The following is a 15,742-nucleotide window of genomic DNA, read 5'->3' as shown; positions in this document are numbered from 1 at the left end:
AAGAGGTCGTCATGCCTAATTTGCTTGGTTACAACTACATTGCCGGCGCCCGTAGCGCGGCGGGCTCCGTGGTGCTGCAAAGCTTCGATGCGCGCACGGGCGAAGCGCTGCCGTACCGTTTTACCCAGGCCACTCCTGCTGAAGTGGAAGCGGCTGCGCAGGCGGCAGAGGCCGCGTTCGTTACCTACCGCAGCCTGTCGCCCGAGCGCCGCGCCGCGTTTCTGGATGCCATTGCCGAAGAAATCGATCTGCTGGATGACACCTTCGTCGCCCTGGTCTGCCGTGAAACCGCGCTGCCTGAAGTGCGCATCAAAGGCGAGCGGGCACGTACCAGCGGGCAGATGCGCCTGTTCGCCCAGGTGCTGCGCCGCGGCGACTGGCTGGGTGCGCGTATCGACCGCGCCCAGCCCGAGCGCCAGCCACTGCCACGCGTTGACCTGCGGCAATGCCGCATCGGCGTAGGACCGGTGGCGGTGTTCGGTGCCAGCAATTTCCCGCTGGCGTTCTCGACCGCCGGTGGCGACACGGCAGCCGCACTGGCGGCCGGTTGCCCGGTGGTGTTCAAGGCGCACTCGGGTCATATGGCCACGGCCGAAATGGTCGCCGATGCCATCGTGCGTGCCGCCCAGCGCACGGGCATGCCCAATGGCACCTTCAACATGATCTATGGCGGTGGCGTGGGCGAGCAGTTGGTCAAACACCCCGCCATCCAGGCGGTGGGTTTCACCGGGTCGCTCAAAGGTGGCCGCGCCCTGTGCGACATGGCGGCGGCGCGAGCGCAGCCAATTCCCGTGTTCGCCGAAATGAGCAGCATCAACCCGGTGCTGCTGTTGCCTGCAGCGCTCGAGCAGCGGGGTGATGCCATCGCGACGGAATTGACCGCATCGGTGGTGCAGGGCTGCGGGCAGTTCTGTACCAACCCAGGGCTGATCATTGGTCTGCGTGGGCCGGTGTTCTCGCACTTTGTCGAGCAGTTCGCGGCGCGTATGGCCGACCAACCGGCGCAAACCATGCTCAATGCTGGCACCCTGCAAAGCTACGCCAAGGGTGTGGCGGCGCTGCAAGCCCAAGCGGGCATTCGCCACCTGGCCGGCAGCCCGCAACAGGGCCAGCAGGCACAACCGCAGCTGTTCCAGGCCGATGCCGAGTTGTTGCTTGCCGGCAACGAGCTGCTGCAGGAAGAGGTGTTCGGCCCTTGCACCATTGTGGTCGAGGTTGCGGATGAGCACGCGTTGCTTCAGGTACTGCGCGCGCTGCATGGGCAACTGACCGCCACCTTGATTGCCGAGCCGGGCGACCTGAGCCGATTCGCCATGCTGGTTCCCGAGCTTGAACGCAAGGCCGGCCGCTTGTTGCTCAACGGTTACCCGACCGGTGTGGAAGTGTGCGATGCAATGGTTCACGGAGGGCCTTACCCGGCCACGTCGGACGCCCGCGGCACCTCGGTAGGGAGCTTGGCGATCGACCGTTTCCTGCGCCCGGTGTGTTACCAGAACTACCCGGATGCGTGGTTGCCGGATGCGCTCAAAGACGCCAACCCGCTGGGTATCGAACGCCTGGTGGACGGGGCGTGGAGCAGGGCAGGACTGACCCGCGGTTAGGGCCGTGTCAGGCGTCGGCTTGGTTCTGCGCAAGCCGGCGTCTGCTCTTCAGGCCGCCCTGCGACAATCGTGTCATTGACAAGCCGCGACAAAATATTTTGTATCAAATTTGGTAGCCTGCTATCATTTTTCATCCGTGATGTACGATGTCATTCATATAAATGACAAGATGATGATTCGCTGAATATCGTCGGCCTGCCTGCGTGCCTCAAGAGCAATGGCAGTGCTGGAGTGTGCTTTGTAGACAGTTTTTTGTGTTCTTGCAGGCTTCGGCAAAGGCAGGGGCATCCGCTACTGTGTCGCGTCGTACCCCGAGGGATGGTTAGCCACTGTGTGAGGTTGTCATACAGCAGGCGAAGCGCGTTAACGGTCTGCTCACGGGTCTTAGTGATTAGTCATAGGTAGACCTGCATGTTGTTAGCCAACGGTGAGGAGTGAGCCTGAAGGCTCCCCAAAAATACGTTACTTGCGGTCGCTTGCTTTGCGGTAGGCCGCCGCCTGTGCCTCTAACTCTCTCGACGCATAAGCCCTGTTTCGCATGTTCGACAACATAGGGTGTGCTTATGTCGGTCAGGCCTCGTCGTCAACATGATCGAAGGCCTGATTAATGGACGCCAATCGGGTCTTCTACTCTTGAGAGGCGGCTAGGATGCGGCTGTATCACACCGACCTGCTCTGAAGCGGGTCGGCGGAGTGCATTTGTCCTTGCTGATCAGCGTGCTGCCTGTATGCGGTCGGACAGTGGATGGATGTGATGTTTTGGAAGGAAAAGCCTGGCCAACGCGGGGGTAAGGATGAGCGCTCCAAGCATGTTCCAGATGAACATGAAGGCCAGCAGGATGCCCATGTCCGCTTGGAATTTGATGGGAGAAAACGCCCAGGTGGCCACTGCGATGCCGAGCGTTACACCGGTCAAGATCACCACTTTGCCGGTAGACAACAAGGCCAGGTAGTAAGCCCGGGACAAGGACTGGCCTGTCCGAAGATTGGCTAGCGTTACGCTAAGAATGTATAGCGAATAGTCGACGCCAATCCCCACGCCCAAGGCGATCACAGGAAGGGTTGCGACCTTCAGGCCGATCCCTAGGCCAACCATCAGCGCTTCACACAGGATAGAGGTGAGCATCAGAGGGAGAACGGTGCAGACCACTGCGCGCCATGAGCGGAAGGTGATGAAACAGAGGATGGTCACCGCCGCGTAAACCATCACCAGCATTTGCAAGTTCGCTTTCTTCACGACGATGTTGGTTGCGGCTTCAATCCCCGCGTTGCCGGCTGCCGACATGAACTGAAGGCTCTCACTGTTGTTCGCCGCTGCGAATGCTTCGACTGTGTTGACTACGCGGGTGAGGGTGTCGGCTTTGTGGTCGGCGAGGAACACGTTGATGGTCAGAAGGTCACAGTTCTGATTGAACAGCTCTCGTGGGGCCCGCGTGATGATGGCGTTAAGCAAGCCCTGGTTGCGGGGGATTTCGTACCAGGTGAGGCTGCCCTCGTTCATCCCGGCTGCGGCCTGTTTACTCAGTGCTGCCAGGGAAGATGTCGAGACGACTCCAGGGAGCTGCTGCAATCGGGCCTCAAGCGCATCGACTTTGACCAGGGTTTCGTAGTTGGCGCAGTAGTACTGTGGTGTCTTGACCATGACGACGTACTTATCGCTGCTCGCCGCATAGTTGCTGACCATGAAGGCATTGTCCTGGTTGTAGCGAGACTCCGCACGCAGCTCCGGCGCACCTGGATCAAGATCACCGACCTTGAGGTGCAGGCTGACGGCAAAGCCCGTGGCTGCCAGCGCACTTGCGATGATCAGTGCGCCATTACTCCAACGACCTGGACGGGTGAAACGATCCAAAAAACTCCACAGCGAATGCCGGGCTTCCCGTTGATCGTGTGCCTTTTGTTCCGACTCTGCCTCGCGGCGTGCAGCAGTCTTGCTCACACCTGTGTAGGAGAGCAGCACAGGTAGCAATACAAGGTTGGTCAGAACCAGCACAAGCACACCGATAGTGGCGGTAACCGCCAGATCCTGGATGACCGGGATATTGATGATCATCAACACGGCAAAGCCGACCGCGTCAGCCAGCAACGCCATTGCACCGGTCAGGAACAGCCTGCGGAAAGTCAGGCGCGCCGCAGTGAGTTTGTCTGCACCACGACCGATGTCCTGCATGATGCCGTTCATTTTTTGCGCGCCATGGGACAGACCGATGGCAAAGATCAGGAATGGCACCAGAATCGAGTAGGGATCCAGGTTGTAGCCCAGTGAGGCTAACAGGCCGAGCAACCACACGACGGCAATCACCGAGCACAGCAGTACCAGCAGGGTGCTGCGCAGGCAGCGGGTATACCAATAGAGCACCAAGGCACAGATGATCAGGGTGCCGGCGAAGAACAACTGCATCAGTGCCAGGCCATCCATGAGGTCGCCCACCACTTTGGCAAAGCCGGTGATGGCGATGCTGGTGTGTTCGTTGCTGTATTTTTCGCGCAGCTTGTCGAGTTGCTGGGAGAGGGCTCGATAGTCCAAGGCGCTATCGGAACCTGCAGTGGCCGCATCCTGAAGTGGGAGGATAATGACGCTCGATTGCAAGTTCGGCGCTACCAGTCTGCCGATCTCACCAGAGCGCTCAACGTTCTGTCGCACCTGCTCGATACTTGTCGCCGACCCGTCATAGTTTTCCGGAATGACGGGGCCGCCGTCGAACCCCTCTTCAGTGACCCCAATCCATCGAGTGGCCGGCGTCCACAGCGACTTCATGTAGGGGCGATCTACCCCCGTCAGCAGGAAGAGCTCGTCGTTAAGCTGCTTCAGTGATTCCAGGTAAGCGGCGTTGTAGATGGAGCCGTCGTTGCTTTTCACAGCGATTCGTAGCGTATTGCCGCCTTCACCGAGCTGCCCGCGGAATTGGAAGTAGTTTTGAATATAGGGATGATCGATCGGGATCATGCTCTCGAACGCAGCGCTTAAACGCAGGTGCTGCGCTTGCCAGGCAAGGCTGGCGCTTACCAGCAGGCAGAGCAAGACGATCATCCGGCGGTACCGGAACAGCAATCGCTCGGGCAAGCTTCCTGAGCGAGGATCAAAAAGCGCAATCGCGTTTTCTGCACCGGACTGTGGGGCGGTTACTTTACTGTTCACGAGTGGCGCTCCGATTCAGCTCATCAAGGTTAATGCGCGACACGCCACGTGCACTGCTCAGTACGAGTTTGCCAGCGCCTAGCTCAATTAATCCTGTGAGATAGCTCGGCTCCGGAAGCGTGATAGCGGTAAAGCCGTGTTTCGGATCTTTGCTCGTCAAGAGCCGACCAGACTCGTCGACCAGCAACGTGCTCCCATCGCTGAGGAGCGTTCCGGCGGTGATGGTTATGGGGCTTGGGTTGGCAACGGGTTGCCAGCTGTCACCGGCATCGTTGGAAAAATAGCTCTTGCCGCGAAGGCCGAATGCGAGCAGGCCGTGCTGGCCCGTAGGGACTAAGCCGAACAACGTGCCGGTGGCAGGAGAGGTCAGCGTTTCAAACGTGGCGCCTTGATCGCTCGAGCGCAGCAGCAAACCTTGTTCGCCGACGATGAACAGCTTGTCATCGATCTGCTGGATGCCATACAAGTGCATAGCGCCAGGGTTTTCGAGGCGTTGGTCGATGGGGTGCCAGCTGTTCCCGCCATTGTCGGTGGCGAATGCCAAGCCGTAGGCACCCACGACAATACCGTGCGCATCGTCGAAAAAGTGCACATCCAGGAAGGGCTTGTCAGGGCCGTCTTCGAGCAGGCTGCGTGCGCTGGAAGCGCGCTTTTCATTGAGCGCGTTTGGCTCAAGCTCAAACCGCTTTTGAGCGGCCTCTACGACCAATTGGGATGCCTGCCGCCCCTCCAGTTGCAGCTTCCAGCTGCGCCCCCCATCACCGGTGTGAAGCACAACGCCCGCGTGACCTACGGCCCAACCTTGCTCGGGAGTCGGAAAAACCACACGGGTAAGAGTGACGCTGACGGGTGTATCGACCTGCTGCCAAGACTGCCCTCCATCTTCGGAGCGAAGGACGAAACCACGCTCGCCGACAGCCACCAACGCATTGCCCGCATGAGTGACATCAAGCATCAAGGAGCGTTGGGCTAATGCACTGTGCAGCGATGACTGTTGTAACGGTTCGGTCAGCACCGATTCATCCGCCACGCTGACGCCCGTCATGCCAAGGCTCAGGGTCAGGGCAAGCCCGCCAATCAATATTCGTTGCATCGAAGGATACCTCGAAGAAAGGCGGGCTCGATTCGCCCGCCCTTAAGGCCTGGGATCAGCGTGCGGAATCAGATGCAACCGCGTTGCCGGTGAAGAAGTTTTCGGCCTTGCGCGGCACGACCGAATAGCGCTCTCCATTGAGCCCTTGCACCACGCTGTAGGTGCCGGCCTGCAGGTTGTAGATCACGACCGGTTTGACCACGACGGCGGGGATGGATGGCACCACGAATGGCAGTGCCTGATTGACGCGCCAGAGCTTGCCTTGAGCGTCGTAGCCGTCGGCCAAGGCGATCGTCCAGCTGTCCTCATCGATAAAGAACCGACGCTTCGGCACGGCATGACGCTTACCAGGCGCGACGGTGGCTTCAACCTCCCATACGCGGTGCAGCTCCCAACGCATTTTTTCGGGGTTGAGGACGTCCTTGGTGTTCACTTCATCTGGCTTGAGCGAGTGGAAATTGTTGAGGTTGTACGGGATGTACATTTCTTTCTTGCCAATCAGCTTCCACTCGTAACGATCCGGGTGGCCGATGAAGCCATGCACCTCGTCAAAGTAGTTGGCACCAGAGGCCACGAAGTCCGGGGTGTCATAACCTACCGTTGGCGCACGTCGAACACGGCGCTGGCCGACCAGATACTGCCAAGCGTCCCGTGGGCTGGCGGCGTTGATGCTGTCATGAGTGACCAGTGATTCACCGGCTTTGAATGGTGGTTCATTGGTGAGAAAACGCAGCAGCACATACTGCCCAGACCATTTGTCCGCGTTGCCATCCTTGTAGTAGTAGGGGTATTGCCAGTTCTCAACGCCTCGACTGGCCATCGTGCGCGAACCGTCCGCATTGCCGATGGTGTTGCGGTAGCCCATCTCGATGGACTCGGCCTCGACACGCAGGAGGAAGTTCCAGATCAGCTCGCTGCCGGATTTCGGAATCGGGAACGGGATGCCGCCGTAGCAGCCTTTCACCGACAGGCCGTTCTCTGTCAGTTGGCAACGCGTGGCGTTGGCCTGGGTGTTGTCATAGACCCACTGTGGGGCTGCGGCGGTGCGGTGCGTCGGGTAGACATCCAGGAAGAAGCTATTCGGATACTTCTTCAGCAAAGCCTGGGTGCCTTCACTGAGCTTATTGGCGTATTGGCCGGCATTGGCTGCGGTGATGCGCAGTACGGGTTTCTCGCCCGGGAACGGATCGGCTGTTACATCGCCGAACTTCGCGCCCGAGACTTCCTTGGTGAGGCCGCCATTCCAGGCAGGGATGCTTCCATCGGCATTGCCCGCCCGTTCTGCCCCCAGCGGAGTGAGCGAGCTTTTCAGTGTTTCGGCCTCTTGGGGCGAGACAGCGGCGAGTACGTGGCTGACTGCAAGGCTGGCAGCAAGGGCGGTCATCAACAGAGCGTGTCTTTTCATTTTATTGTTCTCCGGAGATCAGAAGGTGCGCTGGATCGAGAAGGCAATGAAGTCCCTGTCCTTCAGGGTTTGCTCGAAGGAGTAGTTGTTGTCCGGGCCGATGATGGGGCCGCCATCGCCAAAGAAATTGGTGTAGCTGAGGGACGCATACCATTGCTTCTGGTAGTCGGCCTTGAGCGCGAGCGTGATGTCGCCGCCATGTTCTGGAGAGAACGCTTGGGGGGTGACCGAGGAGCGACCATACGGCGTGTAACCAACGGTGATGGGCATTTGCACATCGACGCCAGGTATCACTTGGAAGTACTGGGGCTCAAAGGTGAAGCGCAGGGAGTAGGCGTCGCGAGTGGTGTTCGGATCGAGGTTCTGAGCGTTCTTCTTCACCTTGAGACGACGGTTAAAGGCAACTTCGCCTACCAGAGACGCGCCGTCCCACAGCGCCGAGCCGCCGTATACGTTGACCATCGACAATTGGGCATGGAGCGAGTCGCCGATGGGGTAGAGCGGATTGCTGTTGTTGTCTGCGGTCATGTCGCCGGTGACCACCACTCCGCCATTCGGGGCAAGAGGGGTGTCGACACGCATGGAGATTTCACCCGCGACGTTGGCTTCCCCTACGAGGGTACTGAAACTGGCGCCATAAACCTTTATGTCTTCGGGATAGACATTGACGAAGGTGCCGTCACCGCCGAGGAAGGTCGGACGGAAATACCAGATAGGCGTCTTGTCGTGGTAGCGCGCCGCGTACAGGCCGAACTCCCAGTCGTCGAGGGCAAAGCGGATCTGGGCGCCGAACTGGCCAGAGTCTTTGGCATCAATGTCGTGGCCATGTAGCAGAGGCCCACCGGCAAAGAACACACGCTCGGCGCCTTCCCCTACAAAGTCACCTGCACTGAAGTAGCTCCCCGAACCTGGCAGGCGCGTTTTGTTCCATTCGAACTGATAGTAAGCCCCGACGCTGACGGTGTCGGTGAGCTGCCAGTTGAAGGAGAACTGCTCGGTGGGAAGGAGGATTTCCTTGAACTGTGAGCCAGGCACCGATTGCAGCTTGACGAGGTCAACAGTGCTCTGTGCATTGGCGATGCCGTTAGCGCCGAAGAACAGGCTTTCACCATAAATCTGGTTGAACTGCCCCAGCCGTGCCGACAGGCGTGTCGAGCCAATGTCTCGTGCGCCATACACGAACGCGTCAAGAACCTCGGCATCCCGGCCATGCAGGTCGCGGGTCTTGTCCGTGAATTCGTTGTAGTCAACGCTCACTGGGTTGGCGGTGGCGGGCGAGTTGTTGTCGTTGTTTTCGTTGTAGACCGTGTCGTACCAGGCAGCACCGCTGAGCCGAGCACCGACATCGCCATACTTGATATCAAGCTCGGACAGCAGGTCGAAGCGGTTCGAGATCAACCCGGTGCTGAAGTTGCGGTCGCCGTCATCCTTGTTCGGGTTCGGTGAGGACGCCATCACGTTGTCGGCGCGCTCGTTCAGGCGCCAGGCATTGCTGTACTTGATGGTGTTGTCCCAGCTGGTTTTGAGGCCCTCGACTCCGGTGTCGAACTGGAAAGCCATGACCTCTGCCGAACACAATGCCAAGGCGATGCTGAGCGTGCTGGCCTTGGCGCCATGGCGGGCAAGAAGCGGTGTAGTAGGACGGCGTTGCTTGGTGTTCATGGATACCTCTTCTGCATTCTTGTTGTTATTACAGGGGGCTCCATCCGTAGAGACGGATGCTGTGCTTGGCAGCGCTATTGGCTCTCCTTAGATCCGGTGCTGGGGTGCTCCAAACAGCCAATCGCTTTCGTGCCGGCAGCGGCAATCTGTTCATCGAACTGGGCCTTCACGCCGCTGGCGGCTATGCCGCCGAGGCATTGACCACGCTGTAGAAGCGGAAGGCCACCGATCATTGGGATCACTCCGGCCAAAGAGGCAGTGCCGGCCACGCCACTGTTCAACATCTCGGCGAAGAACCGGGTAGGGCGCTGGGTAAGCGCGGCGCTGCGGGCTTTATCAATGGCGATTTGAGCTGACGAGGCCGTTGCTCCGGCCAACCTGCGAAAAGCCACCAGGTGTCCGCCGTCATCGACGACCGCTACAGAAACCTTCCAGTCGTGGCGGGTCGCTTCAGCAATAGCTGCATCAAGCAACGTGCTGATTTCGTTGAAATCGAGGGTTTGTCGGCTATGCATTTTTAGCCTCTCGGTTTGTGCATTGTTGTTGTTATTTTGCGTTATGTGATGCTTTGTGCACAAAAATAGGTTGGCGACCAAGAGGAAGTCAAGGAAAAAAGCGATGGCCTTCACCGCAATGCCAATCCGGCGAACGATTCGGCTAGAAGAAGCTTGCTGAAATCGGTCTTCTCGTCAGACCGGCAACTGTGCAAGGACGCTGGATTGGTGATCGCTTCAGGATTGCCCAGGGGGGGCGAGCGCTTTCTGTTTGGAGGTGCGTAGGTCGTCGACAAACATCAGGCGCTTCCAGAGCGTGCGACCCAAGCGGAAGGCCAGGTTCAGTCGGCGGGGACGTGAAGGGCGGTGTTTTGCTTTTGTCAGCGGCGCAATTTGCACAAACATTTTTTTGTGCATAAAATCACAAAGCATGCAACATCCATGGAAACCGTGAAATGCAAAATCAACAAGGCGGATCCCTGATTGAGGTCGCCCTGCAGCAGATGAAGAAATCGATCATCTGTTGTGAGTTAGCACCAGGCGAAAAGCTCAAGGTGGCCGAACTGTCCCAGAGCTATGGATTGAGCAGCTCTCCGATTCGAGAGGCGCTGAACCGGCTAGCTCAGGAAGGCATTGTCGAAGCGAGCGAGAACAAAGGATTTCGTGTTGCGCGTCTGTCCGTCGAAGATTTCCAGCAGATCACCCAACTGCGGCGTCTGCTGGAATGTGAGGCGCTCGCCGAGGCTATTCGTCATGGCGATGATGCTTGGGAAGCTGATGTTCTCGGTGCCTTCCATCGACTCAAGGTCGTGGAAAAGCGTCTTGGAAGCGTTTCAGTAGCCCTTGATGATGATTGGTCAGAGCGTCACAAGGCATTTCACTTTTCGCTCTTTTCGGCCTGCCCATCGGACATGATGTTGCGGCTGATTGATTCGCTGTTCGACCAGGCCGAACGTTATCGTCGGTTTTCGGCTCTGCATCGGAGTGTCGAGCGGCATAAGGGTGATGAGCATCAGCAATTGGTCGATGCGGTGCTGTCACGCGATATAGACGCTTCTGTCGAGCTGCTCGGTAACCACATTGGCGGAACGCTCAAGCATGTCACGGACGTGCTTCGTCAACAGCATTCGACACTGCAGTAACCCCAAGGGGCTCCCTCAAATGCACGGGGGGGGAGTCCTCGGGTTTGCCTCAACTCAAGCCGAAAAAGCGGTCGGCTGACCAACCGCTTGATCCGCCTCAGCTGCGCAACCTGCCAAAACAATCCTGAATAAGGTGCACGGCTTCATCCAGGGTTGAGGCCCCCCCGTAAACGTAGTGATCAGGGCGTACCAGAACCACCTGGCATCCGTGCTCTTGTAACCAGGCCTTTAGCAAGCCGTTGTGTTCTCGATACTGATAGTTTGCCATCGGGGTTGCACTTAATTGCACGACGCTGGTGGGCAACTGAACCCCGCGTAAAGCATCGTCAAACGCTGCAAGCAAGGCCTCTGTTGCAGTAAACCCGTCGGCAATCACCAGGCGAATGCTCTGTCCGGTAAAGCGATCCAGCAGGTCTTCCTGCTGCTCAGCGGTCGTGACCTTCGGTTGCGGGAAGAGCACCCCAGCGACCTTGTGCAAACCGATGAAGCCACTTTCAAGGCTCGGTATCAGCGATTGGCGGATGGTGCCCCCAGGGGATACCTGCACAGCGGCAAGCAATCGTTTATCTCGTTCGGCGGCACGAACCGGGTCGCGCTCGCAGATCGTCTGCCCGAACTCCTTGGCGACTTCAGTCGTTCGTTTTACATGCGGCGCGCGTTCGGTCTGGTAGCTATCGAGTAGCTGGGGCGATGCGATTCCACGTTGTACGAATGCCAGTTTCCAGATCAGGTTCATAGCATCACGCAAACCTTGGCACATGCCTTGGGCGAGGAAGGGGGGCGTCATGTGAGCGGCGTCACCGAGGAAGAAGATATTGCCGACCCTCCAGCGCTCAAGAATGAGTGCATGGAACCGGTAGGTAGAAGCTCGCCAGATCTGGTAGTCATCTGCAGGAAGCCAGCGTGAGATCAAACGTTGAATGGATTCCGGACGGATGATCTCGGTCGGGGATTCGTCTCCGTTAATCATGAACTCCCAGCGCCGGTGTCGACCTGGCCCGACTACGAAGGTGCTGGGGCGTTCAGTCTCACAGTATTGAACATTGGTCTCGGGAAGGGCGCTGCCAGCACCTTCACTCAGGATCACGTCGACAACCAGCCAAGGCTCGTCGAACGCCAGATCCTCCATGTTAAGCCCAAGATTCGTGCGAATCGGGCTGGTGCCTCCATCGCACGCCAGAAGGTACTTGGCGCTTGCTCGGCCTATTGATCCGGTGGCATCGCGGTAGCTGATCGATACGCCTGTTTCTGTCGATTCGACGTTGAGGACTTCTCGGCCCAAGAGCACATCTACCTGGGGCAGCGAGTCAAGGTTTGCGCGCAGAGCACGTTCCAATGGGGGCTGCGAAAATACGTAGTTGGGTGCCCAGCCCAACAGAAAAGGGGGCTTGGAGGCGTCGATGTGTTTGATCAACTTCGCGTCGGCATTCAGGTAATGAGAGGCGCGATAAGGCATCACATGCTCGGCAACCGAATCAGCAAGACCAATATTGTCAAAGGTGCGCATAGCCTCGTGATCAAGTCCCATCGCACGTGGGTTTTGGTACACGGATTCACTCTTGTCGAGAACCAGTGTCCGCAATCCCCATTGACCGGCAAGGTTGGCAGCAGTGACGCCGACCGGGCCTAACCCGACGATAATCAGGTCATATTCCATAGATGTTCTCCATCTTTCTTGTTGTGTGACCAAGCTGTGGCTTCAATCCTGGGTATTTCCTTGCGCGTGAGAAACCACCCTGATTGCCCATTCAGTAGGGATAGTTTTCCAGCGGCTGACGGACTCTCGCACCAGGCGCCGTCAACGTGATGTTTCTGAATGGCGTCTACCCGAAATGGTGTGCGACCGTTTCTGGTCGCACGATGGCCTCTCACCAGCTCACGCGTTGCTGCGCGATACGTTGGCGGGTCGACTCCATCCATTGCTCACGGGTTTGGAAGCCTGGCCGCCTTCTGCACATGGCTTCAGTCGTGGCGAGAATTTGCTCGGTACTTTGCTCCAGATCCAGAGGCTCGCGGCAGGGCTGATTGGTGTAGAAAGGGGCGTCCACATACATCTCGATCGGGTTGCCCTCCGGATCCTTGAAATACATCGACCAGGCATTGCCGTGGTCAACCTGATCGATTGGACCCAAGCCATTTTCCTTGGCGAATACGTAGAACGCCTTGAGGTCATCGAGCGTATCCAGAAGGAAGGACAGTTGGTTGATCGGGTTGAATGGCAGGTTGGTTGGCTTGCCATCGAAGAGCACCAATTGGTGATGCACCTCTGGATTCTGTGTCATGAAGAACAAGCGATGGCCGGTAGAAGCAACGCCTTTGTCACTCACGACAAAGCCCAGCTTGCTGCAGTAGAACTCAACCATATTGTCCAGATCGCTGCAAAATGTACCGGTGTGGGTGAAGTTGATGCGGGGCAGGGTGGCCATGGGCGTTTTCCTGATGTTGTGATTGTTTGAGGATGGGGGCTCAGGCTTCGTCGATGACTGGATTACGCAAGGTGCCGATCTGGCTGATAGTCACTTCAAAGATATCGCCTGGCTTGAGGAAAATCGGCGGGTTTCGCTTGAAACCAATACCACTCGGAGTCCCAGTAGCCAAAATGTCGCCAGGGTTCCAGTCCAAGGCCTGGGAGACATAGGAAATGAGATGCGGAATGTCAAAAGCTAATTCGGACAGCTTCCCCTCCTGCATCTGCTCCCCGTTGAGGATGCCGCGAATCTGCATATCGCGGTAATCGGCAATTTCGTCGGCGGTTACCAGCCATGGGCCGAGGGCGCCAGTAAAGCGGAACGTTTTGCCCATTCCGTATTGGTGGGTGTGGAACTGCCAATCACGCACGCTGGCGTCATTGAAGCAGGTGTATCCCGCGACATGCTCCATCGCGTTTTCCGGTGCGATGTGAGATCCCCCCTTGCCAATGACTACGGCCAGTTCTGCTTCGAAGTCGAACTCATCCGACACTTTTGGGCGCACCAGGGGAGCGTCATGTGCCTGCAGGGTCTCGGCAAAGCGTTGGAAGATTACGGGGTGCTGTCCGACTTTACGTCCCGCTTCTTCTGCATGGGCTACGTAATTGATGCCCACGCAGATGATCTTGCCCGGGGATGGAATGACTGGGCTCAGTGTCAGGTCAGCAAGCACAAGCTCGCCGTCTGAGGCCGCGGCCAGTTTTTTGGCCTGCTCAAGCTTGCCTGGGGCGGCGATCAGGCTCGCCAAATCCGGGACGTCCTTGAAGTAACTGCTCAGGTCTACGACTCGATCGCCAACGACAGCACCGTACCCGGGCCGGTTGTTGAGGTGGAAGGAAACGAGCTTCATGGTGTGACCTCTCTGTTGTTTTGTGCATAAAACATAATTTCTTGCACAATAAAGCGCAAGGTGCATAATGCAAACACGCCAACAAAAATTATTTCCGGCGTCCAGTAGGAGAGCTAGCAATGGCATTGGTGAAAGTCCGCAAGATCAAGCTGGATATCGAAGATGTCCTCCATGAGCGAGGCCCTGTGGCAGTTGAACCTTTGAGAGTCGCTGTGGCCACGGCGGTCATCGAGAACCCTTACGCTGGGCGCTATGAGGAAGATCTGTTGCCTTTCATGGCCGAGCTGCGTGGTTTGGGAACAGATCTTTCACAACGCCTGGTCGACGCACTGGGTGGCGCGGACAAGGTTCAGGCGTACGGCAAAGCCGCCATCGTGGGAGAAGATGGGGAGCTTGAGCATGGTGCGGTCTGGCATGAGGCCGGCGGTTGGGCTATGCGGGCTTTGTTGGGTGAACCCAAAGCCATCGTTCCTGCGGCAAAAACCATAGGAGGCCCGGGATGCCGGCTCATGATGCCTCTAGGTCATATTCATGCCGCTTATGTGCGTAGTCACTTTGGTGTCGCCGAGGTAACTCTTTGGGACGGCCCGCGCCGAAACGAAATTGCGTTCAGCCTGGCAATGGCAACGGGAGGGCGGATTCATGCCCGCCTGGGTGGCCTGGCGGCTTCGGATGTCAGAGGCGAAGACGGGCTTCGCTGATCGCAAGTATCCATCGTCCACACACCCGTGAGGGCGAGCTGCAAAAACAATAACAAGAGCTGGAGTACATGATGACGACAAAGATGATGCGTGCCGCACGGATGTATGAGGGTGGCAAACCTATGCAGATCGAGCAGGTTCCGGTTCCCTCAATCCGTCCGACAGAGGTGCTGGTTCGAGTCAAAGCCTGCGGCATCGTACCGAACTTGCATAACATCCTGACCAACTGGAAAACGTGGTTTCCTCATCTGCCCCTGCCACAGTTGCCGGCCATTTTTGGTCTGGATCCGACAGGCATCGTTGAGACGGTGGGTGAACAGGTCTATGACTTCAAACCTGGTGATCGTGTCTATGTGAACCCAGCTCGCTATTGTGGATCGTGCCGTGCCTGCCGCGCGGGCAACTCCACCGGGTGCACCGCGTACACCTTCAACGGTTACTTTGGTTTCACTGCGCGTAGTCCGAGGATGTTCGAGGACTACCCCTATGGCGGGTTGTGTGAGTTCATGCCCGCACCGCAATACAGCCTGGTCAAAATTCCCGACAATATGGCGTTCGAAACTGCGGCGCGACTTGGATATCTGGGGACAGCCTATCGGGCCTTGCTCAAAGCCAATGTGGGGCCGAGCAGTACCATTCTGATCAACGGAATCAGTGGCACGCTTGGCCTCGGTGCCGTGGCGCTGGCGTTGGCGATGGGTGTACGGCGTATTCTTGGTACCGCGAGGAACGAATCGCTGTTCCAGCGCGTAAAAGACCTCGCTGCACCTGGGCGAATCCAGATTCACACATTAGGTAAAGGCAGCACTGCGCAGTGGGTAAACGAGGTGACTCAGGGGGAAGGGTTGGATGTCGTGATCGATGCCCTTGGCCCTGGTGCTCCTGCAGAAAGCCTCATCGACGCACTTAACGGTCTTCACCGTGGCGGCCACCTGGTCAACATTGGTGCGGTGGCGGGGCCTGTCCCGTTGGATTTGCACTGGCTCATGGATAACGACATTCAGGTTAGCGGGTCTGCCTGGTTCACCACAGGACAAGGCCAGGCCATGGCGGATATGGTGGAGTCCGGCGCACTTGACTTGTCCTTCTTCGAGCACAGCGTTTTCGCACTTGACCAAGTAAATGATGCCATCAGCGGAATCGAAAACCGCAACGGTGGCTTTGGCAACTACGTCATCTGTCCTTGA

12 protein-coding genes are annotated in these 15,742 nt (G+C 57.8%); 4 read left to right on the top strand and 8 right to left on the bottom strand.

What is annotated here, in order from left to right; genetic code table 11:
* Nucleotides 1–11 precede the first annotated feature (11 nt).
* Complete coding sequence (locus PspTeo4_RS11630) at nucleotides 12–1,601, top strand: aldehyde dehydrogenase (NADP(+)) (protein WP_322363900.1); 1,590 nt, start codon at nucleotides 12–14, stop codon at nucleotides 1,599–1,601.
* A gap of 712 nt (nucleotides 1,602–2,313) precedes the next feature.
* Here PspTeo4_RS11630 and PspTeo4_RS11625 read toward each other — a convergent pair.
* The 5 genes from PspTeo4_RS11625 to PspTeo4_RS11605 all read right to left on the bottom strand — a co-directional run bounded on the left by PspTeo4_RS11625 (nucleotide 2,314) and on the right by PspTeo4_RS11605 (nucleotide 9,529).
* Nucleotides 2,314–4,740: an efflux RND transporter permease subunit gene (locus PspTeo4_RS11625; RefSeq protein ID WP_322363898.1), complete on the bottom strand. Its 2,427-nt coding sequence runs from the start codon at nucleotides 4,738–4,740 to the stop codon at nucleotides 2,314–2,316.
* Complete coding sequence (locus tag PspTeo4_RS11620; protein WP_322363897.1) at nucleotides 4,730–5,833, bottom strand: WD40/YVTN/BNR-like repeat-containing protein; 1,104 nt, start codon at nucleotides 5,831–5,833, stop codon at nucleotides 4,730–4,732. The genes PspTeo4_RS11625 and PspTeo4_RS11620 overlap by 11 nt, the downstream gene beginning before the upstream one ends.
* A gap of 55 nt (nucleotides 5,834–5,888) precedes the next feature.
* Entirely contained in the window at nucleotides 5,889–7,238 is a 1,350-nt protein-coding gene (locus PspTeo4_RS11615; protein ID WP_322363896.1) for a DUF1329 domain-containing protein, read from the bottom strand.
* An 18-nt stretch (nucleotides 7,239–7,256) separates the two neighbouring features.
* Nucleotides 7,257–8,900 carry a DUF1302 domain-containing protein gene (locus PspTeo4_RS11610; RefSeq protein WP_322363895.1) on the bottom strand — a complete coding sequence of 548 codons (1,644 nt, stop codon included), beginning with the start codon at nucleotides 8,898–8,900 and terminating at the stop codon, nucleotides 7,257–7,259.
* 74 nt (nucleotides 8,901–8,974) lie between these two features.
* Entirely contained in the window at nucleotides 8,975–9,529 is a 555-nt protein-coding gene (locus PspTeo4_RS11605; RefSeq protein ID WP_322363894.1) for a heme-binding protein, read from the bottom strand.
* A 320-nt stretch (nucleotides 9,530–9,849) separates the two neighbouring features.
* Here PspTeo4_RS11605 and PspTeo4_RS11600 point away from each other — a divergent pair, with 320 nt between their 5' ends.
* Nucleotides 9,850–10,536, top strand: a complete 687-nt coding sequence (locus PspTeo4_RS11600; protein WP_322363893.1) for a GntR family transcriptional regulator — start codon at nucleotides 9,850–9,852, stop codon at nucleotides 10,534–10,536.
* Between the two features lie 97 nt (nucleotides 10,537–10,633).
* On the opposite strand, the gene PspTeo4_RS11595 is transcribed toward PspTeo4_RS11600, so the two are convergent.
* The 3 genes from PspTeo4_RS11595 to PspTeo4_RS11585 form a co-directional block, all read right to left on the bottom strand.
* Complete coding sequence (locus tag PspTeo4_RS11595) at nucleotides 10,634–12,193, bottom strand: bifunctional 3-(3-hydroxy-phenyl)propionate/3-hydroxycinnamic acid hydroxylase (protein WP_322363892.1); 1,560 nt, start codon at nucleotides 12,191–12,193, stop codon at nucleotides 10,634–10,636.
* A gap of 211 nt (nucleotides 12,194–12,404) precedes the next feature.
* Complete coding sequence (locus PspTeo4_RS11590; protein WP_322363891.1) at nucleotides 12,405–12,962, bottom strand: VOC family protein; 558 nt, start codon at nucleotides 12,960–12,962, stop codon at nucleotides 12,405–12,407.
* Nucleotides 12,963–13,002: 40 nt separating this feature from the next.
* A complete protein-coding gene (locus PspTeo4_RS11585; protein WP_322363890.1) occupies nucleotides 13,003–13,854 on the bottom strand; it encodes a fumarylacetoacetate hydrolase family protein in 852 nt (283 codons plus the stop codon).
* A 119-nt stretch (nucleotides 13,855–13,973) separates the two neighbouring features.
* Between PspTeo4_RS11585 and PspTeo4_RS11580 the strand changes: the two genes are divergently transcribed.
* Both PspTeo4_RS11580 and PspTeo4_RS11575 read left to right on the top strand, forming a co-directional pair.
* Nucleotides 13,974–14,555 carry an amino acid synthesis family protein gene (locus tag PspTeo4_RS11580; protein ID WP_322363889.1) on the top strand — a complete coding sequence of 194 codons (582 nt, stop codon included), beginning with the start codon at nucleotides 13,974–13,976 and terminating at the stop codon, nucleotides 14,553–14,555.
* A gap of 71 nt (nucleotides 14,556–14,626) precedes the next feature.
* Complete coding sequence (locus tag PspTeo4_RS11575; RefSeq protein ID WP_322364847.1) at nucleotides 14,627–15,742, top strand: alcohol dehydrogenase catalytic domain-containing protein; 1,116 nt, start codon at nucleotides 14,627–14,629, stop codon at nucleotides 15,740–15,742.

The organism is Pseudomonas sp. Teo4, from assembly GCF_034387475.1.
In the GTDB taxonomy this organism is placed as follows: Bacteria; Pseudomonadota; Gammaproteobacteria; order Pseudomonadales; family Pseudomonadaceae; genus Aquipseudomonas.
Note: the sequence above shows the minus strand (reverse complement) of the source record. Positions and strands in the feature narration are given on the sequence as shown.